This window comes from Alteromonas confluentis (assembly GCF_001757105.1).
Classification (GTDB): Bacteria; Pseudomonadota; Gammaproteobacteria; order Enterobacterales; family Alteromonadaceae; genus Alteromonas; species Alteromonas confluentis.
In genome coordinates, this window is sequence record NZ_MDHN01000010.1 from 128,065 (window position 1) to 151,010 (window position 22,946).

Annotated in this window: 34 protein-coding genes; 28 read left to right on the forward strand and 6 right to left on the reverse strand. The window is 48.3% G+C overall.

Annotated features, from left to right (window positions below; genetic code table 11):
• Positions 1-7: 7 nt before the first annotated feature.
• The 3 genes from BFC18_RS05050 to BFC18_RS05060 form a co-directional block, all read right to left on the reverse strand.
• On the reverse strand, positions 8-1,255 hold the full coding sequence (locus BFC18_RS05050; RefSeq protein ID WP_070124110.1) for a glutamate-5-semialdehyde dehydrogenase: 1,248 nt from the start codon (positions 1,253-1,255) through the stop codon (positions 8-10).
• The gene (gene proB / locus BFC18_RS05055; protein WP_070124111.1) at positions 1,252-2,361 is read right to left on the reverse strand and encodes a glutamate 5-kinase; all 1,110 of its coding nucleotides are present in this window, start codon (positions 2,359-2,361) and stop codon (positions 1,252-1,254) included. Before proB ends, BFC18_RS05050 begins: the two co-directional genes overlap by 4 nt.
• A 511-nt stretch (positions 2,362-2,872) precedes the next feature.
• Positions 2,873-3,871: a DNA topoisomerase IB gene (locus BFC18_RS05060; protein WP_070124112.1), complete on the reverse strand. Its 999-nt coding sequence runs from the start codon at positions 3,869-3,871 to the stop codon at positions 2,873-2,875.
• A gap of 449 nt (positions 3,872-4,320) precedes the next feature.
• Between BFC18_RS05060 and BFC18_RS05065 the strand changes: the two genes are divergently transcribed.
• Positions 4,321-4,869, forward strand: a complete 549-nt coding sequence (locus BFC18_RS05065; protein ID WP_070124113.1) for a hypothetical protein — start codon at positions 4,321-4,323, stop codon at positions 4,867-4,869.
• Positions 4,870-4,873: 4 nt separating this feature from the next.
• On the opposite strand, the gene BFC18_RS05070 is transcribed toward BFC18_RS05065, so the two are convergent.
• Complete coding sequence (locus BFC18_RS05070; RefSeq protein WP_070124114.1) at positions 4,874-5,410, reverse strand: DUF2878 domain-containing protein; 537 nt, start codon at positions 5,408-5,410, stop codon at positions 4,874-4,876.
• A 134-nt stretch (positions 5,411-5,544) separates the two neighbouring features.
• Between BFC18_RS05070 and BFC18_RS05075 the strand changes: the two genes are divergently transcribed.
• Entirely contained in the window at positions 5,545-7,167 is a 1,623-nt protein-coding gene (locus tag BFC18_RS05075; protein WP_070124115.1) for a diacylglycerol kinase family protein, read from the forward strand.
• Between the two features lie 4 nt (positions 7,168-7,171).
• Entirely contained in the window at positions 7,172-8,479 is a 1,308-nt protein-coding gene (locus tag BFC18_RS05080) for a DUF2254 domain-containing protein (RefSeq protein ID WP_070124116.1), read from the forward strand.
• Positions 8,480-8,489: 10 nt separating this feature from the next.
• Here the strand turns inward: BFC18_RS05080 and BFC18_RS05085 are convergent, their stop codons facing one another.
• Both BFC18_RS05085 and BFC18_RS05090 read right to left on the reverse strand, forming a co-directional pair.
• Complete coding sequence (locus BFC18_RS05085; RefSeq protein WP_070124117.1) at positions 8,490-8,648, reverse strand: YqaE/Pmp3 family membrane protein; 159 nt, start codon at positions 8,646-8,648, stop codon at positions 8,490-8,492.
• 432 nt (positions 8,649-9,080) lie between these two features.
• On the reverse strand, positions 9,081-9,641 hold the full coding sequence (locus tag BFC18_RS05090; protein WP_070124118.1) for a S24 family peptidase: 561 nt from the start codon (positions 9,639-9,641) through the stop codon (positions 9,081-9,083).
• A gap of 137 nt (positions 9,642-9,778) precedes the next feature.
• On the opposite strand from BFC18_RS05090, the gene BFC18_RS05095 reads away from it, so the two are divergent.
• From BFC18_RS05095 to BFC18_RS05215, 25 genes are all read left to right on the forward strand, one after another.
• Positions 9,779-10,111 carry a helix-turn-helix domain-containing protein gene (locus tag BFC18_RS05095; RefSeq protein WP_070124119.1) on the forward strand — a complete coding sequence of 111 codons (333 nt, stop codon included), beginning with the start codon at positions 9,779-9,781 and terminating at the stop codon, positions 10,109-10,111.
• 4 nt (positions 10,112-10,115) lie between these two features.
• A complete protein-coding gene (locus BFC18_RS05100; protein WP_070124120.1) occupies positions 10,116-12,287 on the forward strand; it encodes a Mu transposase C-terminal domain-containing protein in 2,172 nt (723 codons plus the stop codon).
• On the forward strand, positions 12,284-12,994 hold the full coding sequence (locus BFC18_RS05105; protein WP_070124121.1) for an AAA family ATPase: 711 nt from the start codon (positions 12,284-12,286) through the stop codon (positions 12,992-12,994). The genes BFC18_RS05100 and BFC18_RS05105 overlap by 4 nt, the downstream gene beginning before the upstream one ends.
• A 14-nt stretch (positions 12,995-13,008) precedes the next feature.
• Entirely contained in the window at positions 13,009-13,560 is a 552-nt protein-coding gene (locus BFC18_RS05110; protein ID WP_070124122.1) for a helix-turn-helix domain-containing protein, read from the forward strand.
• On the forward strand, positions 13,560-13,865 hold the full coding sequence (locus BFC18_RS05115; RefSeq protein ID WP_070124123.1) for a hypothetical protein: 306 nt from the start codon (positions 13,560-13,562) through the stop codon (positions 13,863-13,865). The genes BFC18_RS05110 and BFC18_RS05115 overlap by 1 nt, the downstream gene beginning before the upstream one ends.
• A gap of 1 nt (position 13,866) precedes the next feature.
• Positions 13,867-14,139: a hypothetical protein gene (locus BFC18_RS05120; protein ID WP_070124124.1), complete on the forward strand. Its 273-nt coding sequence runs from the start codon at positions 13,867-13,869 to the stop codon at positions 14,137-14,139.
• Positions 14,136-14,834 carry a DUF3164 family protein gene (locus tag BFC18_RS05125; protein WP_070124125.1) on the forward strand — a complete coding sequence of 233 codons (699 nt, stop codon included), beginning with the start codon at positions 14,136-14,138 and terminating at the stop codon, positions 14,832-14,834. Before BFC18_RS05120 ends, BFC18_RS05125 begins: the two co-directional genes overlap by 4 nt.
• Positions 14,835-14,914: 80 nt before the next feature.
• Entirely contained in the window at positions 14,915-15,466 is a 552-nt protein-coding gene (locus BFC18_RS05130; RefSeq protein WP_070124126.1) for a gp16 family protein, read from the forward strand.
• Positions 15,463-15,930: a hypothetical protein gene (locus BFC18_RS05135; RefSeq protein ID WP_070124127.1), complete on the forward strand. Its 468-nt coding sequence runs from the start codon at positions 15,463-15,465 to the stop codon at positions 15,928-15,930. The genes BFC18_RS05130 and BFC18_RS05135 overlap by 4 nt, the downstream gene beginning before the upstream one ends.
• The gene (locus tag BFC18_RS05140) at positions 15,839-16,531 is read left to right on the forward strand and encodes a replication protein P (RefSeq protein ID WP_139138956.1); all 693 of its coding nucleotides are present in this window, start codon (positions 15,839-15,841) and stop codon (positions 16,529-16,531) included. The genes BFC18_RS05135 and BFC18_RS05140 overlap by 92 nt, the downstream gene beginning before the upstream one ends.
• Positions 16,524-16,958, forward strand: a complete 435-nt coding sequence (locus BFC18_RS05145) for a Mor transcription activator family protein (RefSeq protein WP_070124129.1) — start codon at positions 16,524-16,526, stop codon at positions 16,956-16,958. Before BFC18_RS05140 ends, BFC18_RS05145 begins: the two co-directional genes overlap by 8 nt.
• Before the next feature lie 15 nt (positions 16,959-16,973).
• Positions 16,974-17,213, forward strand: coding sequence for a hypothetical protein (locus tag BFC18_RS05150; RefSeq protein WP_070124130.1), 240 nt, complete (start codon positions 16,974-16,976; stop codon positions 17,211-17,213).
• Positions 17,210-17,461, forward strand: a complete 252-nt coding sequence (locus BFC18_RS05155; protein WP_070124131.1) for a hypothetical protein — start codon at positions 17,210-17,212, stop codon at positions 17,459-17,461. The genes BFC18_RS05150 and BFC18_RS05155 overlap by 4 nt, the downstream gene beginning before the upstream one ends.
• A gap of 3 nt (positions 17,462-17,464) precedes the next feature.
• Positions 17,465-17,677, forward strand: coding sequence for a hypothetical protein (locus BFC18_RS05160; protein ID WP_070124132.1), 213 nt, complete (start codon positions 17,465-17,467; stop codon positions 17,675-17,677).
• A 4-nt stretch (positions 17,678-17,681) separates the two neighbouring features.
• Entirely contained in the window at positions 17,682-17,870 is a 189-nt protein-coding gene (locus BFC18_RS05165; RefSeq protein WP_070124133.1) for a hypothetical protein, read from the forward strand.
• Positions 17,871-17,881: 11 nt separating this feature from the next.
• Positions 17,882-18,772 (forward strand): AAA family ATPase, encoded by an 891-nt coding sequence (locus BFC18_RS05170; RefSeq protein ID WP_070124134.1) that lies wholly within the window; start codon positions 17,882-17,884, stop codon positions 18,770-18,772.
• 331 nt (positions 18,773-19,103) lie between these two features.
• Positions 19,104-19,808 (forward strand): Rha family transcriptional regulator, encoded by a 705-nt coding sequence (locus tag BFC18_RS05175; protein ID WP_070124135.1) that lies wholly within the window; start codon positions 19,104-19,106, stop codon positions 19,806-19,808.
• Positions 19,805-20,002 carry a hypothetical protein gene (locus BFC18_RS05180; protein ID WP_070124136.1) on the forward strand — a complete coding sequence of 66 codons (198 nt, stop codon included), beginning with the start codon at positions 19,805-19,807 and terminating at the stop codon, positions 20,000-20,002. Before BFC18_RS05175 ends, BFC18_RS05180 begins: the two co-directional genes overlap by 4 nt.
• Positions 20,003-20,091: 89 nt before the next feature.
• Positions 20,092-20,601, forward strand: a complete 510-nt coding sequence (locus BFC18_RS05185) for a hypothetical protein (protein WP_070124137.1) — start codon at positions 20,092-20,094, stop codon at positions 20,599-20,601.
• Between the two features lie 55 nt (positions 20,602-20,656).
• Positions 20,657-21,190 carry a hypothetical protein gene (locus tag BFC18_RS05190; RefSeq protein ID WP_070124138.1) on the forward strand — a complete coding sequence of 178 codons (534 nt, stop codon included), beginning with the start codon at positions 20,657-20,659 and terminating at the stop codon, positions 21,188-21,190.
• On the forward strand, positions 21,187-21,453 hold the full coding sequence (locus BFC18_RS05195; RefSeq protein WP_070124139.1) for a hypothetical protein: 267 nt from the start codon (positions 21,187-21,189) through the stop codon (positions 21,451-21,453). Before BFC18_RS05190 ends, BFC18_RS05195 begins: the two co-directional genes overlap by 4 nt.
• Complete coding sequence (locus BFC18_RS05200) at positions 21,454-21,963, forward strand: hypothetical protein (RefSeq protein WP_070124140.1); 510 nt, start codon at positions 21,454-21,456, stop codon at positions 21,961-21,963.
• Positions 21,964-22,188, forward strand: a complete 225-nt coding sequence (locus tag BFC18_RS05205; RefSeq protein ID WP_070124141.1) for a TraR/DksA C4-type zinc finger protein — start codon at positions 21,964-21,966, stop codon at positions 22,186-22,188.
• Positions 22,188-22,562, forward strand: coding sequence for a DUF2730 family protein (locus BFC18_RS05210; protein WP_070124142.1), 375 nt, complete (start codon positions 22,188-22,190; stop codon positions 22,560-22,562). Before BFC18_RS05205 ends, BFC18_RS05210 begins: the two co-directional genes overlap by 1 nt.
• On the forward strand, positions 22,562-22,855 hold the full coding sequence (locus BFC18_RS05215; RefSeq protein WP_070124143.1) for a VpaChn25_0724 family phage protein: 294 nt from the start codon (positions 22,562-22,564) through the stop codon (positions 22,853-22,855). Before BFC18_RS05210 ends, BFC18_RS05215 begins: the two co-directional genes overlap by 1 nt.
• Positions 22,856-22,946: the final 91 nt, after the last annotated feature.

Below are 22,946 nucleotides of genomic sequence, written 5' to 3' on the forward strand. Positions count from 1 at the left end.
AGTGAAATTATTCCCTGATCTGACCCGTACCGTTCACCAGGAATTTTTCCGCGGTTAACGACTCCATTCCCATTGGACCATAGGCGTGTAATTTGGTTGTTGCAATACCAATCTCAGCACCAAGACCCAATTGACTACCATCTGAGAAGCGCGATGAAGCATTAACCATCACGACCGATGCATCTACTGCGCGCTGGAAGAAATTAGCCGCAATATTGTTCTCGGTACAAATCACTTCGGTGTGGTTACTGCCAAAATCAGCAATATGCTGAATCGCGGCGTCGAAATCATCTACCACACGGATTGCAATTTCGAGCCCCAGATATTCTTCACCATAGGCGTCCTCGGCAATAACATCCGCGTTTTCGAAATACTGTGCACCCTTCTCGTTCACATGCACCTTCACGCCGTGTTCTGCAAACGCTTTCGCTACTTGCGGCAGAAAATCGCCCGCGACTGCTTCGTGTACTACCAGTCCTTCCAATGCATTACATACACCGGTACGCTGGGTTTTACCATTGAGCAGCAGGTTCATCGCTTTCTCAAGATCGGCGTCTTTGTCGACATATAAATGACAAACACCTTTAAAGTGCTGAATAACCGGTACTTTAGAATTATCGGTTACGTAGTTGATCAGCCCTTCACCACCGCGAGGGATAATCACGTCGATGTAGTCGCGCTGCTCCATGAGCTCTTGCATTAAAGCACGGTCGGGATCAGGTACAACACTGATCAGTTCACGTGGCAAATTATGCTTTTCCAGCACATCCTGAAGTAATTCCGAAATAGCCAGACTGGTATCTAACGCTTCTTTACCACCGCGAAGAATAACGCCATTTCCCGATTTGAAACACAGGGCGCCAGCATCGGCAGTCACATTGGGCCGTGCTTCGTAAATCATGCACACAACTCCCAGCGGTATACGCATTTTCTTAATCTCTATACCGTTCGGACGAGTGCCTACCACGCGCTCCTGACCAACCGGATCATCAAGGGAAATAATCACTTCAATGCCTTCAGCCATGCCTTCGATGCGTTCATCGTTCAGAGTCAGGCGGTCGATCATTGCGTCATCCAGGCCATTTTCTTTAGCCCGTGCAACTTCCTTTGTATTTACCTGTTTAATCGACTCTTTGTTAGCACGAATTGCCGCGGCCATGTCTTCAAGTACCGCATTTTTGGCGTTTACATCAAGCACAGCCAGTTTCTGAGCGGCTTGCTTGGCGTTCTTTGCTAATGTCGTAATTAAACTCATTTTTTCTCCAGATTTGCTAAATTCTTTTTCGAAATGATGGGACCCGTTTTCTGTTCAAACTTTAACGAGAATTCATCATTTTCTTGATTGGCGATAAAGTTGAGCAAGGTGCTACTATAATTAGAGCGTGCTTTCACCAATTTCGTCCCATCGTCTTTTCTGACGATGATGGTGTCTCCTACTGAGAACTCACCTTTAACGTCGACAATTTCTTTACTCGTCAATGACTCTGCGTTTTCAGACAATACTGGCGCAAACTCACTATCGACAATAACTTCACCCTGAGCTCGCGTTGTATGACGCATCCAGTGCACATTTTCAGCCATCGGCTTCTCATGAGCAATAAAATGCGTACCGGGATTTTCACCCTGCAACAACATATTAAAGGTCAACTCAGTAAACCCGTTAATAATAAATGTATCTATGCCATGTGAAACGGCTTTCTCAGCGGCTTCAATTTTAGTTCGCATGCCGCCGGTACCTACACCGCCTTCCACAGCACCACCCGCCATCTTATAGATGTCTTCGTTGATATGCTTCACCGTCGACAACATTTTTGCATCGTCGTGAGCGTGCGGGTTCTTGTCGTAAAGACCATCAACGTCAGAACAAATGATCAGCGCGTCGGCATCGGCAGCGGCCGCGACCATTGCTGATAAGTTGTCATTATCGCCCACTTTCAGTTTATCCGTGGTCACCGTGTCATTCTCGTTCACGATAGGCAGAATGTTATGCTCCAGTAAGCTAAAGATCGTCTCACGAATACTGATATAACGTTCTCTGTCTCGTAAATCGGCATGTGTGAGTAACATTTGCGCAGACGGAAAATCAAACAGTCGATCCCAGGTCGCCATCATTTCTGTCTGACCCGCGGCCGCCATCGCTTTCTTGATGGTAATGTCTGAACGCTCGCCATCTGGGAACTGATGAGCACCCGCCGCAACGGAACCTGAAGATACCAGTACCACCTGCGTTCCCATTGCACGGCATTTAACAATAAACTGGGCAATGCTCAGCAGGTAATGACTGCTACAGCCTTTACGATTCGGAGAAATTAACGCACTGCCTACCTTAATCACAATGCGATTCCAATTTTTGCGTACCATAAAAAATTTTACCTTAAGTTTGTTGGTGCGTTAGTAGCCGTAGTGCTCTGAAAACATCACGTCTACTCGCTAAATTCGTTAATTGATTACTGCACACGTAATAAATGAATTAGAGCCCGACAAATTATAGTCGTAAATCGTAAATTCGTTGCGGATAACCTGTTTCATCTCAGCGCTTCGCAGCGCCATTTTTCAAAGACAAAACAAAAGGCGCTTCAAAGCGCCTGTATTGCTAACCAATTAATTTGAGCTCTAACTATAACAAAGATTCCACAATAACTTCAAGTCGAATTATTTATTAGATTAGCTTTTACTTACTTTTCTATTTAAATTCAGCCAAAACGTGTGAATTACAATAATTGTGAAACACCGTAGGCAACAGCTTGATAAATAGGCTAATAATAATTCATCGATTTACTTTAATTACGCTTACTTTGCAATAAAAGTTCAACTACATAACGGTCTAACTGTTTCATGCCGACCTTTCATCTCACAATTTCATTCAACAGCATTAGCCAGAAATAATTTGAGTAAGATACCTTTCAAGCTGATTTAACGACGCATGCGCCGCTGAATTTTTCGACTTAAGCCCATCGAGTTCAATGAGTGCTTCTTGCCGCTGTTTCTCATCTTCAAAGGTGCTAATTAACTTCGGGTGAATGTAATATTGACGACAAATAGCAGGTGTATTTCCAAGCATACTGGCAATATGTTTCACAAATGTGGTATCCCATCGACGACGCTTGTTACCAAGATAAACCTGCTCAATGTCGGGTAACGATGCTACACCGTATCTGGATGCGCCCCATGTGCGAAAATCTTTGCAGGTAAATTCTTCGCCTGCGTGTGAATGAATAAATTGATTCACGTCTCCGCTATCCACATCCTGCCAACGTCCATCAGTATCTTTGTAGCGAAAAATAGCGTAACCCTGGGCCTGCGCGCTGTCGCAAACCAGTTCTGCTAATCTGGGATCGGATATATTCACATGACGGTCTTTACCGTGCTTACCGGTAAAACTAAACGATACACTTTGGCCTTCTTTATCTAAATGTTGGCGCCGCAACGTGGTTAAACCAAAAGTTTGATTCTGCTGGGTATAATATTTGTTGCCAGCTCGAAGCCCGGTGTGATCGAGCATCAGGCAAACCAGCGCCAGGCTCTTTTCCTTTTTCCAACCCGGCACATCTACCAGAGACCAGCAGGCTTTACGGAAATCAGGAAGCACATCGGCAAACTGAATGAGCTTATTGAACTTTTCTTCCTGACGAGTTTTTTGCCAGTTTTGGTGATAGATGTATTGTTTGCGACCTTTTATGTCGTAACCCGTAGCTTGCAGATCCGCAGTCGCTTCATGGGCAATACGCACATCTTGCCAATTCGGTGGAATCGCAAGTTTATTAATTCGCTTTAAGGCACGCTGATTAGCCAGCTTTCTACCACTCACGTAGAAGTAGCTAAACCCCTTACCCTGTTTCGTTCTTCGAATTCTTAATGAGTCGTCAACCATTCGTTCAGCATTTTACAAATTGATTTGTCCTTATACGTTCAAGCAAATAAAACACCAAAACCCCTCGCCCAGCCCTTGCCCGGATTTTCAAAGACTTTCCTTAAATTGCTCACATCGTCGTTAAGCCAGAACCCAGTCTAACTATGAAGTTTTTTCATCAAAGACGAAAATTATTCATGCATATTAGTGAATCTTTACGTAAGCATGGAGTTGATCAACACTTTTTATATATAAAACATAGAGTTAAATTAATGGAATGAAGATTGAAAGATATCAGTGCGTTTACACTATAATGTGTCGCAATTAATCGACACGAGTCGCGCTAGATTGGAGAAATCGTCTAGCAGACAGTAAATCACCGAGACGCGTTCGGTTGAAACAAGTTCGGTCGAAGCAAGACAGTTCCAAATTAAGATGTAACGAGAAAAAGAAAGCGAGGTAAGTTAGCGATGAGTAATAATGCAACCTGGAGTGAAGTACAGGCAGTTATGAATTCAAAGCACGATCAGTTGGCAGCGGTATTCGATAGTCAAAGCGAAGTAGATAGCTCGGTGGAGACCGTAAAAGATGCCGGTATTAGCGCAGATCAAATTACCCTTATTCACCCCCTCGACCCTCACTTTAATGAAAAACTAGAACAGGAAAGTGAAAAAATTGGTAAGAGTTTATGGCGTTCTCACCTATTGCTAGGCACTGGTGGCGTAGTCGCAGGGTTAATCGCTGCGATGCTACTGGTTATGTTCGGCCCGGAACTAACCCAAAATAATCCCATGTTCACGTTTATTGCACTAATCAGCCCTGGCTTGTTTATCGGTCTATTCATTGCAGGTCTGCTTGGTTTACGTCCTGATCGTGATGAAATTATTCAAACAGTGCGTTCAGCGGTGAGAAGAAAAAAGTTCGCTTTAATTATAGATTTGAAGAAAAGCCAGTCTTCTCATCAGATTCGTAAATTACTCGGTAGTCACAGCAATATCGTAGTGAAAGCAGCACAATAGCTGGTTAACCCTGGCTATCTTGCTCTTTTGGCGCAAACGCCAGGGTAATTTTTGCGTTTATCCATAGCCACAGAGGCACTGTCATCGCCCAGATAACTGATAAAACGGTAACTGTGAGTAATGATGACTGAGGAAACGTGACGGCGTTTAGTCGCTCACCGGCTATGTAACTTAGCGGGCCTGAAATCGCCCCCAAGATAGCTGAAAGCACGTAGCGCCCTTGAAGATAGTCAAGGCTAGTACGCAACATCATGCCAAAAGCAATCCATAAGGTTACCAGCCAGTATGGAATAAACCAGGCGAACTGGTTTGAGAACGCAAACAGTCCACTTTGCAATAGTACACCATCGACCAGTGAGCCATATATTCCGATCCCCAGACCTAACAGGGTATCTTCCAGTTTGTGTTTGCTGAATAAGATATGTAATGCCAACAGCGCCAAAATAATCAACAAATACGCATCCTCGAACAGGATGGCTAAGAACCAAATCGTTTGAAACCAAATAAAGTTAATTATCTTCGTAAGGGTTGAATGCCCCATAGATTGCCCACCATTGATGACTTTACTGACCGGTATCAATCCGAATTCGGCCTATTGCGTATTCTTACTATCTACGAATTAAAACCGCACAAGTTCAGGCGTCGTCTCGACATCATAATATAAGGAGATTGTGAGTGAAAATGGTGAAGTATTACATACTGGGTGCATTGCTTTGTATCGCATTGGCGATATGGTCACCCATTATAGTCGTGTCATTATTACTTTGGTGGGGAGCGTTTTCACTCACCGCTGTCTCATTTGCCTATTTATTTAACTACCCTGGTCTGTTTCGTAAACGTGAAGATGGTTCTATACCATTTTATGTACGTTGGATATTCATTCCATTTTTGCTTGGGACCGGTGCTTACAATGCCTGGGCACGAAAATACGACAAAGTCCCTGCGGTTCAAAAGATTGACGAAAATCTCTACCTCGCCTGCCGATTATTTGGTAAAGACATTGAATCGCTGCAACAAGAAGGTGTAACCGCCATTCTTGATGTGACCGCAGAGTTCGATGGCCTGGACTGGTCGGCCTATCAATATGACTGCAAGTACCTCAACTTACCGGTACTCGATCATACCAGCCCCACGCCTGAGCAGCTTAATACTGCCATCAACTGGATACAGCAACATGTCGCAGAAGGTGGAAAAGTGGTCGTGCATTGCGCGTTAGGGCGAGGCCGCTCAGTAATGACTGTAGCGGCTTACTTGCTTGCCCGGGACAACACGCTCTCTGTGCTTGACGCAATGAATCAAATCCAGTCGATTCGTCAGACCGCAAGACTAAATAAGCGTCAATTGTCAGCACTGAAGCAAATCAAAGAAGGTGGACGTCTAAAGCTCACAAAAACCCTGTGTCTTATTGCCAATCCGGTTTCCGGTGGTGGCAAATGGGGGCAAGAAAAGCAGTATATTCTTTCCCAGCTAAATCCCCATTTTATTGTGAGTGTAAAAGAAACCACGCCAGACATCTCAGCCCGGGAACTGGCTGAACAGGCAGTGAAACAAGGTACAGCTATTATTGTCGCCTGTGGTGGCGACGGTACAGTGACGGAGGTTGCCAGCGTGTGTGCTGATAACCGGGCGACATTGGGCGTTATCCCACTGGGCACAGCCAATGCCTTAAGTCAGGTTTTCCATGGTTACATTAGCAAGATCATTCCTATTCAGCGGGCCTGTGATGTCATCATCGAAGGGTATACGCAAAACATCGACACGGCCCTGTGCAACGACGAACTCATGCTCCTGGTCGCTGCCGTCGGTTTTGAACAAGAAATGATAGCTTCAGCTGACAGGGAAGAGAAAAATCAAGGTGGCCAAATGGCCTACCTGCGCGGACTGTGGGATGCCATTTCGACAAACGAAACCATGTCGCTGGAAGTATGCTTTGATGACGAAACGAAGAACATCATTGAGACACCGAGCTTCGTGGTCGCTAACGCCGCTCCTATTACTACCGCATTAGCACAAGGCGGAGACGAACCTGACGTCACAGATGGTAAATTGGATATCACCTGGCTAACGCCACAGCAAGACAGTGAAACACAATTTTTATCTCTCGCTGAGTTGGTCTTCAGCAATGCGGAAAACAAAAAGCAATCCCAACGTATTCAGCACAAGCAAGTGAAGAAATTGGTCGTTAACTTGCCAGACAAAGCTAAGTACGCCATTGATGGCGAAATCCGTGAAGCCAATAAGCTGGAAATAAGCGTATGCGCCGGCAATCTCACTGTGCTGACAAGTCAGGAAAGCTAGCCATATGATTAAACCGATTGCGAGTTTTGCCAAGGCACGATGGGAAGGGATAAGAGCCAGTTATTGGTTTATCCCCAGTTGGATGATTACCGTAGCTTTTCTGGTGGGCTACCTGTGCATCAGCTATGTACCTGCTTACATCCCAGACACCTTATACCAAAATTACATTCCTCATATTGCAGCAGAAGACGCAAGCGATCTCATTTCAGCGATTGCCTCTGCCATCATCACAGCCACCAGTATTGCCTTTTCCATGACGCTGGTGGCACTTACCATGGCCTCGTCTCAATTTGGCCCTCGTCTGTTACAAACCTTTATGGATGACCGCGCTACCCAGATAGTACTTGGTGCCCTCACTTCGACCTTCATATTCTGCTTGAGTGCGCTGCATCGTATCAGTGTGGCAGAAACACAGATGCTGGTGTCGTCGACGTTATCACTCATCGTGTTAGCAATTGGCGTGCTCGATACCCTGATACTGATTTTTTATATTCACCATATTACCAGGTTCATTCAGGTAGACGAGATCATAAGCCGCTGCTATTGCGAGTTTACTAGTAATCTGAATAGTCTGTTCAAAATGACCGAGAGTCAAAACAACATACACAATGTAGCTCCAGGAATGCTGGTAAATGGCGATGAGCAACATGCCATTAGCTTTGATGAATGTGGCTATGTGCAAACTATCGATTACAACAATTTATTGGTCACGAACGACCATGTCATCGGCGTGGAAGTTAAAGTGCGTGGTGGTGACTTTGTGGTCCCGGGCCAAACCGTTATTCTCGTGCACAGCAACAAGACATTATCGGACGAACAAATCAGTTTCTATCGTTCCTGTATTGTCACAGGAAGCCGAAGAACCTCGCTACAAGATCCTGAATTTTCGATCAAACAACTTGTCGAAATAGCATTAAGAGCGCTCTCCCCTGGCATTAACGACCCGATAACCGCAATGTCCTGTTCAGACCGACTGACGTCTGCGCTCATTTTGTTGGCTGAGCAACAATTTCCCAATGAAGCGATTGTAAATACGGATAACGATATTTGGATGAAGAGAAGAACCTATACATTCTCGTCGGTGTTCAATACGTGTTTTGATCAAATTCGGCAGGCGGGAAGTTCCCATGTAGATGTGATGCTTCATTTGTTAACGTGCCTTCGAACATTACGAAAACAGTTACCAGCGTCATGCTCAGAGATGATAGAGACTCAAGTGGATGCAATAAATTCGCTCATCTCACCGGAATTAAGAAGTGAAAAAGATAAGACGAATATAGCGGCAGCTGTAGCTGCCGCTCAAACCGCCTAATCGAGTAGAATTAGCGCGTAGCGATGATATACACCGCATGCACAATACCTGGAATATAACCCAATAAGGTAAGCAGAATATTAATCCAGAACTGCACACCAATACCTACCTGAAGGAATACGCCTACTGGAGGAAGTAAAATTGACAATAAAATGCGAAGAATATCCATAATTTTCCCTTTCTGTTAGTAAATTAACGTCTTTCAGCAAGGTTAAGCGAGATTAATGCCACATTGTCAGTTATTTACCAGCCCTCGAATTTTAGTGTAACTGATTAAATAGATTGACCATAAAGTGGGAATAAACAAAATTTGGCGGGAAAATGTGGGAAAGCTTATTGGTAAAGGGATTGCGAGCAAATTGGGGGTCTAAACAGAAAGTGGGAAATTGCAAGGCAGTTTGAGCAGGTCAGGCGCTTCTCTGGAAAAAGTGAGAAAGATTGAACGTAAAGTGGGAAATATCTTCCCGGAACCATTAACCCCCCTTCAACACCCGTTTAAATATGGAGCCTGCTGACAGTCAGCTATGAATAAAAGCATCTAAACACTGAAAATAAAGTGGGAAATGAGATCCCACTTTATTTCGTGGTAGATCCCACTTTATTACATAGGATTATTTACCATTACAACTTTGCCCAGGATGTCCAGCTGCTTAACTTCTTCCTTCTTCACTGTCAGCGTTTCGTATTTCTTGTTATCAGCGGTTAGAAGAATATTGCCAGTTAAATCGAACTGCACTCGACGGATAGTGATGTTCTGGCGAATTCTAAAAGCGTAAAGTTTTCCCTCGGAAAATTCCTTTTCGTTCTCATCGAATTCGTAAAGTGCGTAAATTCGTACAGTAGGCTCCATTGAGTCATCAGCCATCTTGTATAAGTTGCTTTTACTGGCGAGCTTTGCCGCCGATGTTGGCTGAAAACTTAATTTTAAATCGCCTGGTTTTAGGTCCAGAATTCCTGCAGATAACCGCTTCTCAATGATGTCCCAGAACGGATAACCGGATACCTGGTGAACGGCGTAGAGATAATCTACGTCGGGCAATCTGTCTTTGTCGTAGCCTTTTATCGTGTTTTCGTGCCAGGGATATATCTTCGAAAATTCTCTCCTGGAAATATGCTTGTCTCTAATTGCACGCAGCCAAGTGCAAAACGCCTCTGTGTTCATGCTCAATTCCGTGAAAATATAATTCTTTTTATATCAATAACCTGCAACACAAAGAGACATTTTTGTGTCTTTTCGTGTTTACAGGGACAATTTTTTGTTCATATTATGTATCCAACACACCAAAAGAGGATACATAAATGTCTAACCAAGACTGGCACCCGGCAGATATTGTCGCCGCCGTAAGGAAACTAGGAATCACTTTAAAGGACCTATCCATTCAAAATGGTTTGCCCGAAAGAGCTTGTCAGGTGGCACTGCACAGAGCCTACACCCGCCCAGAAACTGTTATAGCCAACGCGCTTGGTTGTCATCCGAAGGAAATCTGGCCCTCTCGCTACCATGCTAATGGAGAGCGTAAAAGATTTCTTCACAGCAAGATCGTAGCAGAGAAAAAACAGAGGGACATAAAAAGTTCCCCTACCCCCGCGATCGGCGAGACACAAAAGTGTCTAACTGCGAATGAGGGCTGAGTAAATGGGCACTGTTACAGCAATGGAAATTGCCAATGCACTCGGCCAGTCGAAGCGGACTATTAATCTGCGAGCCAAAAAAGAAGGCTGGAAATTTACCAGCGTGAAAGCGCGCGGAGGGTTGATCCCACACTACGAAGTCCAGTCACTTCCGGACGATGTGAAAAGTGCATTAGCAGATATGTCTGAATCGGTTGATGTAGCGTCGAAAGCAAAAGCTCTGGCTGCTTTTGAACGTCAAAACGAAGAGCAGCACAAGGAAATCGCTGCCAAGAAACGTCAGCAGGCCGTTGCCTCATTTGCAGGTGTACACGGTACTGCAAAAGAGAGAGCGGAATCTGCTTTATACATTCTTACCTTAGCAAATCAGTCTGCTACACAGAGTGATTGTAAAACAGGCGGGTGGAACAGTTTTATTCAGGCCTATAACAACAAAGAGCTCGATATTGATCCGAAGCTTTACGACGTTAAGCCTTCAATCAGTTTCTCAACGTTGGCCCGCTGGCAAAAGCAATATCAGAAAGAGGGCATTAACGGTCTGCTGCCTAAATTCGGCAAAAACAAGGGCTGTGGTGTTATTGATAAAACACCAGGCATGCGCGATTACTGCGTAGCACTCATTCATGAGTACCCCCATATAAAAGGTGCTCGCCTCGCAGATCTGCTGAGCATGGAGTTCGGCGAAGAATACACCCTGCCTTCGGAACCAACCTGCCGCCGTTGGCTGCAAATCTGGAAAGAAGAAAATCGCACCACCTTTTTATCGCTGGTTGATCCATCAGGCTGGCAGAATAAACATATGGCCGCGTTCGGTAGCCTCAGCGCCAGTGTTGAGCGCATTAACCAGCTGTGGGAATTCGACTCAACGCCAGCTGATGTGATGTTGACGGATGGCAGATACTCCATTGTCGGCGTTATTGATGTGTTCACACGCCGTGTAAAAGTCGTTTTAAAGCCTACTTCCAATTCAGAAGCTATCGCGCTGTTACTGCGCAACGCCATCCTTGACTGGGGCGTGCCAGAAGTGGCTAGAACAGATAACGGTTCAGATTATCTGTCTGCACATATCCGTAGTGTGTGGGATGCCCTGGACATTCACAACGATATTACTAATCCATATTCAGGCTGGGAAAAGCCGTTTATTGAACGCTTTTTTAGAACATTCAGCCACGACTTTGCCGAGTTACTACAAGGCTACATTGGCCACAACGTAGCAGAACGAGAGCGTATCAGTGCGCGTTTAACCTTTGCTCAGCGTCTTATTGAAAAACGTGAAAAAGGCAAAGACAGAGTAGCGCTGGACGTTAACCTGTCGGCTGAACAGTTCGAATCGTTCCTAAATAACTGGATCGAATCTCACTACCATCATCGCCGCCACGACAAACTCGGTTGTAGCCCGTTCGAGAAATTTAACGCTCACCGCCAGGCCATCCGCACCATCAATGACGAACGCATGCTCGATGTGCTGTTGGCCCCGGTACCGTCTCAGAACGGCTTTAGAACAGTGCTTAAAGAGGGCTTAAGCATTGAGGGCATGACTTATATACACGCTGAATTAGGTGCTTACATCGGTGACCGGGTGTTCTGTCGCTACAACCCCGATGATGTGGGCAAAGTCTATGTATTTCATGCCCTGCACAATCACTTTATATGCGAAGCCGTCAACCCCGAAATCGCCGGGAACGACATCACCATGGCCCATGCCCAGGAAGCTAAACGCTTGCAGCGTGCGCGTCTTCGTGAACAGCGTGACAGCATTAAGCGAGCGGCTAAAAAGCATGATGTGAGTGATGCCGCGCACAAGTACCTGGAATTCCGCCAGTCTCAAACCGGTGCGTTGTCCAGCTTCCCTAAACCGCAAGAATCTGTGAGTACCACTGCAATTGATAGTGCTCGTCAGGTCACTGCAGCTGCAGAAAAGTCCGGCTTTTCTGACCAGCAGAAATCAGATTTTGAGCGCCGCCGCCAAGAGCTAGAAGCCATGGAGCATGCGAGCGCAGAACCGACTTTCCGTGATGACCATCACAAAGCCCGTTTCTACACGGAGCAGAATCAAAAAGGGGCATTAGATCCCGTTGAAAAAAACTGGCTGCATCAGTATCGCGCTAACAATCCGCGCGCCGCTGCGATGTTAGACAGCCTTTACCAATCTCAAACACAGAGGAAGACAAAATGAGATCCATAACAGCTAAAACAAAAAATGTCATGGCCGCCTTCGACGCATACCAAACGGTACAAGAGGCGTCTATGGAAAATGCCCCCGCTATGGGTATGTTTTCTGGCCGAGCTGGCCTGGGGAAATCTACTGCAGGTGCGTTCCTGTTTGTTCATGCTGATGGTGTGCTGGTGCGTTGTTTGCGCTCCGACACCATGGGCACCCTGCTTGAGCGTCTGGCCCGTGACCTTGGTCTGGAAAAACGCCAGCGCAAAGCCGACATGATCGACTACATCGTGAAAGAGTTGGCCCTCACCGGCAAGCCCCTGTTTATCGATGAGGCTGATTACCTCGCCGACAAAACCGAAGTGCTCGAAACCATTCGCGACATTTACGACCTGGCACAGGTACCTGTGATCCTGATTGGTTACGAATACTTGCCAAAGAAGGTCAAACGCCTACCGCAACTGTTTTCCCGCATCAGTCAGCATGTTGAATTTCAGGAAGCTGACATGGAAGACATTCGCATCATGGCCAACGACCTGGTTGAACATGGCCACATTGAAGACGACCTGCTGCAAAGCCTGCTAACTGCAGCAAAGGGCAACTGTCGTTTAATCACAACGGGCCTTTCCAGTATCGAAAAATTCGCTAAGTCAAACTCTTTAGAGACGGTGACAGCCCACCAATGGGCAGGCCGTACGTTCTTCCCCGTCGCAGACTTTTAAGTCGGGAGGAAATCATGGGTGAGAAGTCATTAACCCAAGTTTGCTGGGAATGGATAGAGGATCAACCCGACTTTCACAGCACCGAGTTGGCCCGTTATGTGGGTCAGCCGATGCCAAAAATCAAGTCGGTCATGGACGAGCTGATCCGCCGAGGGTGTGTAGAAGCGGTAAACAAAGCGGCAAAACCCTATGTGTACCGCGCGGTACCAACTGCAACGCCAAGCTTTTCGCGCAAGCGCCCAAACCCGCATCCACAGGCGTGTAAACGTCAACGTATTTGGCAGGCTATGCGTTATCTCGGACCTAAATTTACGGTGGAAGAGGTACAGGCAGCTGCAGACGTAAAGCGTGGCGATGCCACTCGGTTCATCAGCGACTTACGCAAATACGGCTATGTAGCGTTAACCCGTGGGCAATGGGGGGCGAAGAAACAAAGTGCACCGCGCCCCTGCATTTACCACCTGGTTGAAAACACAGGCCGAAAGTACCCCGTCGTTGGTAAACGCGGGCTCCGTGACCAGAACACAGGCAAGGCGATTGCGCCGCCCAAAAAGGAGGGCAACTGATGGATTGGTTTGAGTTGTTACTGCAGAAGGTAACGGAACTGGGCCGCAGACAGGTAGAGGCTGACACCGGATTGTCAAAAACCACCCTGTCCATGGTTCTTAACAAAAAATACAACGGCAGCCTGGATAACGTTGGCAAGCGTGTGGCAGCGGCGTACATCCGCACCACTGTCAACTGTCCGGTGCTGGGCGACATTGCTTCTCAGCGTTGTGCATCTGAACAGCAAAAGCCCTTTAGCCACAGCAATCCCCAGCGCGTCCGGTTATTCCGGGCGTGCAAAACATGTCCACACAGGAACGGATGAAATGAACAAGCAAAACCGGCTTTTTAAACAACGCATTGATAACGCCGCGCTGGCAATGCAGGAAGTTATCAAACAGGGCTGCGCCATCGTGTCGTTGAACATTGAGCAATCAGCCACCGTGATCGAAATCCTACCGCCGCTGAACCCTCAGTTCACCGGCACCCAAATCAGCACCATTGGCACTGCAACGGGCCGCGAACACGTGATGGTACGCCGCATACATGGCTGCACCGTCCGCTGGAAAAACAACAACTATTTTGAGGTATCAGCATGAGCTACATCGATTCACTTTACGCGCTAACCACCGTCGATTGCCCGAAAGGCTACCGTGAAGACCACGAAGGCAACTTACGCCGCATCGATCGGATTAAACCCCTCGACCTGGAACGTGATGCCCTGACACGCGATCTGTTTAGCCAAGCAATCCTGGTCCACGAAGAAATGCTTAACCTGGCACACCAGCTGCGCTTCCAAGTTGCCCAGTTCGTGAAGATGGCTATGGCCAAATACGACAAGCATCTGGGCGGGCAAAAAGGCAACGTCACCCTGTACAGCATTGACCGCCGCATCAAAATTGAGCGCAGCCGACAAGACCGCGTGTGCTTCAACGAGAACGCGATTGCCGCCCGCCGCATCCTCGACGAGTGCATTAAACGCTGGTCGAAAGGCAGCAACAAGAACCTGCAGGCCGTTGTTCAAAGTGCGTTTAAAACCGATAAGAACGGCCGCTTCAGTGCCGCCAAAGTGCTAAGCCTTCGCAGCCTCGATATCGACGACCCGCAATGGAAAGAAGGCATGAATGCTCTGGCGGATGCCATTGAAGTGGACTCCAGCGCCGAATACTTCCGCGTGTATTACCGCGACGACAACGGCAACTATCACCAACTGCCGCTCGACCTTGCCAACATCACGGCAGACCAGCCAGAGGTAAAAGGCAAAGCCCTTACACCAGAAGCGGAACCTGCGTAGACCCTGCCCCTCGTTGAGGGGCATAACACAAGTCCATTACAAGTGGGCTTCTGTTATCCGTAAGCAGCAAAGAGAAAACAATGAAAGACGAAAAAAAACGCTTAATCAGCGCCGTTCACGTGGGTAAAAACCAACTCGCCATGGACGACGACACCTACCGTAGCCTGCTGAACCAGGTCACCGGTAAAACCAGCACGTTGAAAATGTCTCTGTGGGAACTGCGCAAAGTACTCGAAGCAATGAAGTCCAAAGGCTTTAAGTACAAGAAAACCAGTACTCGCCGCCAGTCCCCCCCCAGTCGCGGTGCCACAGTGGATAAACTGCGTGCCATTTGGATCACCATGCATCAGCACGGCTTTGTTGAAGACGGCAGCGAAGCCGCGCTGGATGCCTACGTGCGCCGCCAAACCAAATCTGAAAACAATGGTGAAGGTATTGCCGCTGCTGCCTGGTTACAGGGTGAGACGTGCAACAAGGTACTCGAATCGTTGAAGTACTGGCACCGCCGTGAAATGGCCGCAGTGCTGAAAAAGAACGGCATTTACTCACTGAGTGGCCATCGTAAAAGCTGGCCTATCGCCAAAGCACCTTATGACTACGTGTCGGCAGCCTATGAGGGGCAGCGTCTATGAAATTATGCCGCTGTCCGGTTTGCCACAGCACCCTGCACCTTGATGCCCTGGTGCAGGACCAGGCAGGCCGAGAACTGATTGCCACCGTGGCCCGCCTCGATACTCAAACAGCAACAGTGCTGCTGGGCTATCTGGGCCTGTTTCGCCCGGTTAAATCCGATTTAAACAACGGTCGCGCGCTGAAATTACTGACAGAAACCCTGTCACTCACACCAAACGCCAAAGCGCTGTGTCAGGCGTTAGAGCAAACCGTGAGCAATATCAGCCAGAACCGCCGAGAAGGCGGCGATACCAAGCCGTTAAGCAACCATAACTATCTGAAAAAAGTCCTCTGCAGCCTGCCAGGTTGGGACTTGAGCGAGAACCAATACCATGAAATCAGTCAGCCAGTTAGCCAACAACCTGCCCAGAACGTCAGCCAGTCATTGCTCAACATCAACGACACCGGCTGGTCAGACGATTAAAGACGAGGTAGTCAGAATGGTTAACCACACGTTCGGCAAGTTTCAGCTGATCTTCGGGCGTCGCTACAGCTCCCGTTTCGGCAATGCCGACGATGTGGCGTTAACCAAACGCATGTGGGCGCAAGGTTTTACCTTGTCCCATGTCAATGCCGCTGCGGTCGACCATGCGATCAACCGCATCATCATGCAGCAAATTGAATGGCCACCAGAACTGCCAGACTTTCTCGCATTGTGTGATGAATCGCTGGCCGCTGGCCTGCCTGCACCAGAAGCGGCACTAAAAGAAATCATTTGTCGCCGTGGTGCCGAGCGCTTTAACGACGACTTTGTGTTCAGCCATCGTGTTGTTGAATACACCAACGAGCAAGTTGGCCACTACCTGCACAAGGAAGCGGAAAAGCCATTTAACGCACGATTCAAGAAAGCGTACCGCCAAGCGGTGTACCTGCATCGCATGAACAAATTGCCCCCTAAGCGTCAGGCCCTGCCTGCGCCAGAACTGCCGCCCATTATCGAGCAGCAAACCATCAACCCGAACTGCCCCATTCAGAAACGCATGGCGCAGCTTCGTAAAGCCGCAAGGAGTAAACACAGTGAGTGAAGACCAGAACAACTTCGCCTTCGAAGAGGATTTCGACCAGCTGCTGAACAACCTGTCTGATGTGACCGATGACCGCGCCCTAGCCATGTCGCGATTCAAAGAACATTTGTGGGCACTGGTGCTGATCACCGAACGTCGTCTGAATGAGGAAGGCATGAAAGGCAAGCAGGCTTATCAGTTGGCCTGCCGGTTAATTGCTGAAATCGCTCACTACCAGGGCGGTGAATGCCGGTACCTGCCACGGGGCGACAAACTGAAACAAGAACTTCGAGATATTCAGATGTTCCGGCTATGGCACGAGAAGAGCTGGCCAGTTGATCGGATACACAAAGAGTACTGCCCGGAGCTGAACACCATCCAGGTTTACAAAATTCTGCGCATTAAACGCAAAGAGTACTTAGCAAAAATTCAACCCACACTGCTTTAACTAAGGAGCACACACATGGCATTTCATCGTCAGGAAGTTACGCACAGTCTTTACCCGATTGACCTTGCAATCGTGAACCAGAAGTCCTTCGAACAGAAACTGCAGCCGTGGCAATTCATTGTCATGAGTTGGGACGAGAGTTTTGTGGCAACACCCAAGCAAGTGAAGGAAATCGGCAAGTTCCTCATCCAGGAAGCCGAACGCGTTGAAAACGAATTCAAGTACAACGGCACGCCAAAGAGGGCTTCAAAATGACTTCAAACAAACCATCAGCTTCCATTTATAAACACAAGCACCCGGATTATGACTCAGAAGAGCTGCTGTTAAGTGACTGTGCGAACGAGTCACCGGTGTTTGAATCACTGGTTAATTCCCTTGCTGAAGATATGAACTGTCCATTCACTGTCACCATGAAAGCGTGGATAGGTACGTTGCGAATAAACGGCAAAGATTGCCAGGTGCAACTGGTTGTGACTTCCGATGAATTAATTGATGAGAACTAACCCATGGCGAACCCGGCGAAAATCAACCCGGAAATCGAAATCGGCCTGACGGCACTCTGCCTTCATGCCCAACCGGACGTCACCCTCACCCGCCAGGAAATTGCCGATGTTTGTAACTGCAGTGACCAGGCAATAAGAGAAATTGAAATCCGCGCTTTGAAGAAAGCAACCGTCCGCGCCCGCCGAATGGGGCTACACGAATTTTTAGAGGATTAAACACATGCTTGAACTCGACTATCACCCGTTCCGTCCGCCTACAGCAAGGAAAGAGAAGAAAAGTGATGCCATCCGCGATCTCAATAATCGACGCATGACCGAAGAACAAAAAGCCGCCCGCGCTAACCGCCGCAAAAGGGAAGATATCTTGCTGGCCCGTGAACTGGGCATTGATGTCAGCGATTTTACTTAAGGAATAAATGAATGTTTGAACTATTGACCAACGCCAGCCTGTCTGAAAAAGACTTCAATGAAAAAGTGGAATTTATCATTGATGGCTTTATTGCCAAGCGGATGATTACCATGGTGTACGCAGACGGCGGGAACGGCAAAAGCTGGCTGGCGCTGGCCCTTGCCCGCTACTGTGCCCGCACCATGTTCCATGTGTTCTATCTCGATTTCGACAACCCACTGGGCGTACTGAAAGAACGCAATGTAAATGAAATGCTCATTCAATCGTGCACCAATCTGCATTATGTGCAGCGCAGTAAAAGCCCCCTGCCGCCTGGCGAACTGCTGCGCCAGCTGGCCGAAGATGCTGTAGCCAACCGCTATGACAACATCTTTTTTGTTATCGACAGCCTGCGGGACTTCACAGACGTGAACAACGACCCCCGCGTGGCGGTTACCCTGTCACACCTGAAAGACATCCGTGAAGCGGGCGGCACCATCCTGATTTTGCACCACTCGAACAAGGATGGTCGCAACTACCAGGGCAGCAATAATATTCGCAACAGTGTAGATAACATGTACCGCCTGCAGAAACGGGAACTGTCTCAGCAAGTGGGTGTACATCTGGAAGTGAAGAAAGAACGTGCAGCCATTAGCGACCAGGCATTCGACATCTGCCCACAAACCCTCGCGCTCACACCGGTGAATCTGGTGGAAGCCATGGCAACAGAAGCCGATGTATCGTTCGTGAGCAGTATTAAAGATGCCCTGATGCAGCACGGGCAGATGAACAAAACTGATTTGCTCAATAAAGCAGGCTTCGCGAAAGACGATAAAACCGCCCGCGCTCGGTTAGAAAAATACGACGGTGTGTATTGGACAAGCCACAAGAAACACACCCGCATCATCTACCAGTCAATCTAAAGTTGTCAAAGTTGTAAACGTTGTAGCGCGGGTTTCTGCGCTGCCCACTCAATCACTAATATGCATAAGGAATTATTGACACACCGCACGCTCGGGATTAAGGTGGCCGCACTAGAACACCATAAGCGGCCTTCCGCACCCGATAGCCTTGCGGCTTTTTTACGCCTGTAATACAGGTGTGATCCGTCCATTTTTCAATGGCCGGGTGGAGAGGCGTTAATAAAACACCCGCAAGGGGAATAGGCCCGGAGCAACTTATGGTGCTCTAGTTGACACCCGGCTACCAGCTACTAACTGGTAGGCGTTAACTAAAAACCATAAGGAGGCCATTATGGTCAATCAACTCCCCGACGTGGACTTGCGCCACTATATCGATGTAAAAGGCAACCAGCTTTACACCCCGTCAACCCGCATAGCCGAAGTATTCGGAAAGCAACACAAAGACATTTTAAGAGCCATTAGAAACATAGATTGCTCCGATTATTTCAACGAGCGCAATTTTGCGCCCGTTAAATATAAAGATGCCAAAGGCGAAATGCGTGAAATGTATAACATCACCAAAGACGGCTTTGTGTTTCTGGTTATGGGCTTCACCGGTAAGCAGGCAGCAGTCATTAAAGAGGCGTACATCAACGCATTCAATGCCATGGCCGAGCAGCTACAGCAGCTTCCCCCTGCCGACATGTCAACCGAACTGCAGCAGGCCAACGCCGAACTGCAACAAGAACTGCTACAGCTTTATCGCGAAAAAGCGACGTATTTACAGCAGGAACTCACACAAAAACAACGTCCTGTACCTGCATCACTAAAAAATAATCCGTATACTGAGCACAAAAAACACACATTTATTCATGCTGTTATACAATTTTTGCATGAGAACCCCGGCTCAACTAAGACAAAAGTACTTGATGCAGCCGGAGTCAGGAAGGATGATAAGACAGCCCGCAACTGGCTGGTTGAATATGAGGGCATTCACTGGGACTGTGTAGCCATGGGCACAGCCTACGCCTATTTTTGCAAGGAGTATCGCAAATGAAAAATATTCACATATTGGATGAACTTGACACGCTGGTTACCTGCCAGGAAGTGTTGGCGGAATTGGTGGGTGAAATCCCTGAAGGGGTTTGCCAAACGAAAAAACTTGCTATATTGATGGGGTATTTGAGTGACCAACAAAGAAAACTCAGCACTCAATTGGGTAACCAAAGCAGGTTAAGTTCGGTATCCTGATAAAAACAGGGTAAACACAACAACATTGACAACAACCCCGGTTTTACTGGGGTTTCATTTCTTAGCTACACGTTTATAAGGATATTAAAATGAGAAAACTATTACTTGTCGCTGGTCTCTTAGCCTTAACCGGGTGTTCCACCAAAACAGGCTTAGTGCCAACAGAACACCATTCCGGCTTCGACGATGCACGCATAGTCAATATCGCCCCACACGCCAATGCATGTAAAAGCATTAGCTGTACTGGGTTTGGGTTGCAATGGTCAAGTAAGTATCCAGATTCCGCTCTAATTACCGTTCAGCTTTTTAATCAGCTTTCTGCTATATTCGGTGCCAAGCTGAATATAGACGGCGACATTATCACGCTCAAAGAGAATCAGATCACGACCAGTTCTGATATCAGCCAGGACGGGTTTATCAAAAACAGTTCCAAGGCGTTTATCATTAGCATGGAAAATCTGCAGCGTATTACCAAAGCGAAGAAAGTATGGATGCGCGTTGAAACGCCGGATGGCACATTGGAAGACGCCATCATTGACGGCGACACCGATAGCAAGTCTTATTATGCGTTAAAGCGTTTCCTCGCCAAAGTCGGCTAATCCCCTAAGTCCAAGCTAACCACCCTCCCCGCACCGCCATCGCTAAGATGGCGGTATGAACCAAGAAAATTCACTCCACTACGGCCTGACCAGTTTTCAGCAAGCCTTTCAGCTTGCGGTAAACGTCTGCGATTTGCTCGGGCACGGCGCAAACAGAACGGCTGTTCACCTGCTGCTGGAAACGGCTGCGGCTGAAACGCAGCTGGGCACCTTTGCCGACCCCACACCCAACGGCGCGGGTAGCGGCCTGACGCAGGGCGACCCAATTGCCGTTAAGGACGTGCGCCAGCGTACCCGTGGCAACGATGCAGAGCTTGTCCGTCAGGCCTTTGAATTCGATGTGTACAGCCTACAGCCAGAAGACCTGCGCGAAGACCCGTTAAAAGCCCTGGTCTTTACCCGCCTGTTTTACAAGCTGCGCCCTGAGCCAATCCCTGTCTCTGCCTGGGAACGCGCCCGCTACTGGAAAACCTTTTACAACACCGTGGCCGGTAGCGGCACCCAGGAGCATTACATCCACTCAGCCCGCCGCTGGCTCTATGGCCCGGCGTCTCCGTTAAAGATGAGTATTCACCGATGGCCACGATGAGCAAACGCAATCAGGAGTGGTTCGAAAGCGGCAGAAAGGCGCGGTTCAAAGCCACCCTGGAAGCCGCCAGAAACCACACGGCGGTAATACTGCCTGAGTCCAGCTACAACGCCACCGCGCACAGTTTCTGGCGTCAGGGCTGGAACAGTATTTCACTCGCTGAAATGCGTGAATACCTCGATACCCAGCTGGGAAGAAAGCCAGCCCCTGTGTCGCAGGACCATCCTCTCACCGCAATTAAACAACGATTAGGAAGTAGATAAATGGCCCCATTACTCGCCGCCCTCATCAGCGCAGGCCCGTCGCTTATTCGCATGTTCGGCGAAAGCAAAGGCGGCACCACCGAGCGCGTGGCCCAAACCGTAGCCGACGTGGTGCAGGCCATTGGGCCGAACCCTACAGCCAGCCAGGTGAAGCAACTTGAAAGCGTGGTTAATCAACAGCCCTCAGAAGACATCAGCAAACTCTCTGTTGAACTTGGCCGCATTGCTGCAGAACGGGAAAAGAACACGCTGAATTACGATGTGGCCATGCACACCCAACAGCAGGAAACCATCCGGGCCAGTAAAGATGTGAAAGGCGTGCGCCCTGAAATCGCCAACCGCCACAGCTGGTTTACTGCCGTGTATGTCATTGGCATGGAGCTGGCCCACGCGACCGGTCTGACATCCTTCGGGGCATCCATGGAAATTGCCATGATGCTGGCAGCGCCAACCCTCGCCTGGTTCGGCTTCCGTACCTTCGACAAGTTTTCAAAGCAGGGAGCCAGCTGAATGGATATCGCTGATCAGGCTCAGATTGTTTCAGCCCAGTTTCACGACATGGCGATGGAAAACCGCCGGTTCGATTTGTCTCCCGCCCCAGCCCGTAAAACCGGCCCAAGCGGCGAACCGCTGTGTTTAACCTGTGATGCCGACATAACCGCACGCCGCGAGGCAGCACCTTTTGCAATTCGTTGTGTGGATTGCCAACAAGACCACGACAAAAGGAACCGCTGATGGACCTCATCGACCATGTAAACAAGTTCTGGCGCTTCTACTCGCTGCTGATTGCCATCACTGGCTTTGCCCTGCTGTGGTGGCTGTCGAAGTACTTCGCCACCAAAAAAGAGTTGGATGCCCATGCGCAGAATTTAGAGCAGCACAAACAGGATTTTAAAAAACATAAAGCTGATCACTATCGCCTGAGCGAGATGGTGAACAAGATTGACCATCACGTGCAGAACCTGCCCACCTCGCAGGATTCGCAGGCACTGCGGGAAACCATGGCCCGGCTTGAAGGCCGTTTAGAAAGCGTTGAACCCATGTTTAAACAGATTTTAAACCAGTACAACATGCTGCTGGAAAACGAGCTGCGCGGAGAGAAAAAGTAATGGCTATCACCACTATAATGAACGAGCACGAACGCCTGAGCATCCTGCATTGCCTGGCTGCGATGAATGACTACGGAACCAATAACAGCATCATTCAGTCTGTGTGCGCCCAGTTCGGCAACAACATGACCATGGATAAAATAGGCAGTCACCTGCATTGGTTAGAAGAGCAAGGGCTGCTCAAACTCGACAATCACGAGAGCTACACACTTGCTTACCTTACTCAGCGCGGTATGGATGTCGAACAAGGCCGTGCCACTCAGCCCGGCGTGAAACGCCCAGGGCCACGCTAGTGTGCCTCGATACCGCGCAGCAGTGGCTGCGCCTATACATCGTATTATCGGTATTCGTCCTGCAGTTCGGGGCGCTTTACTTTCTGTTAAA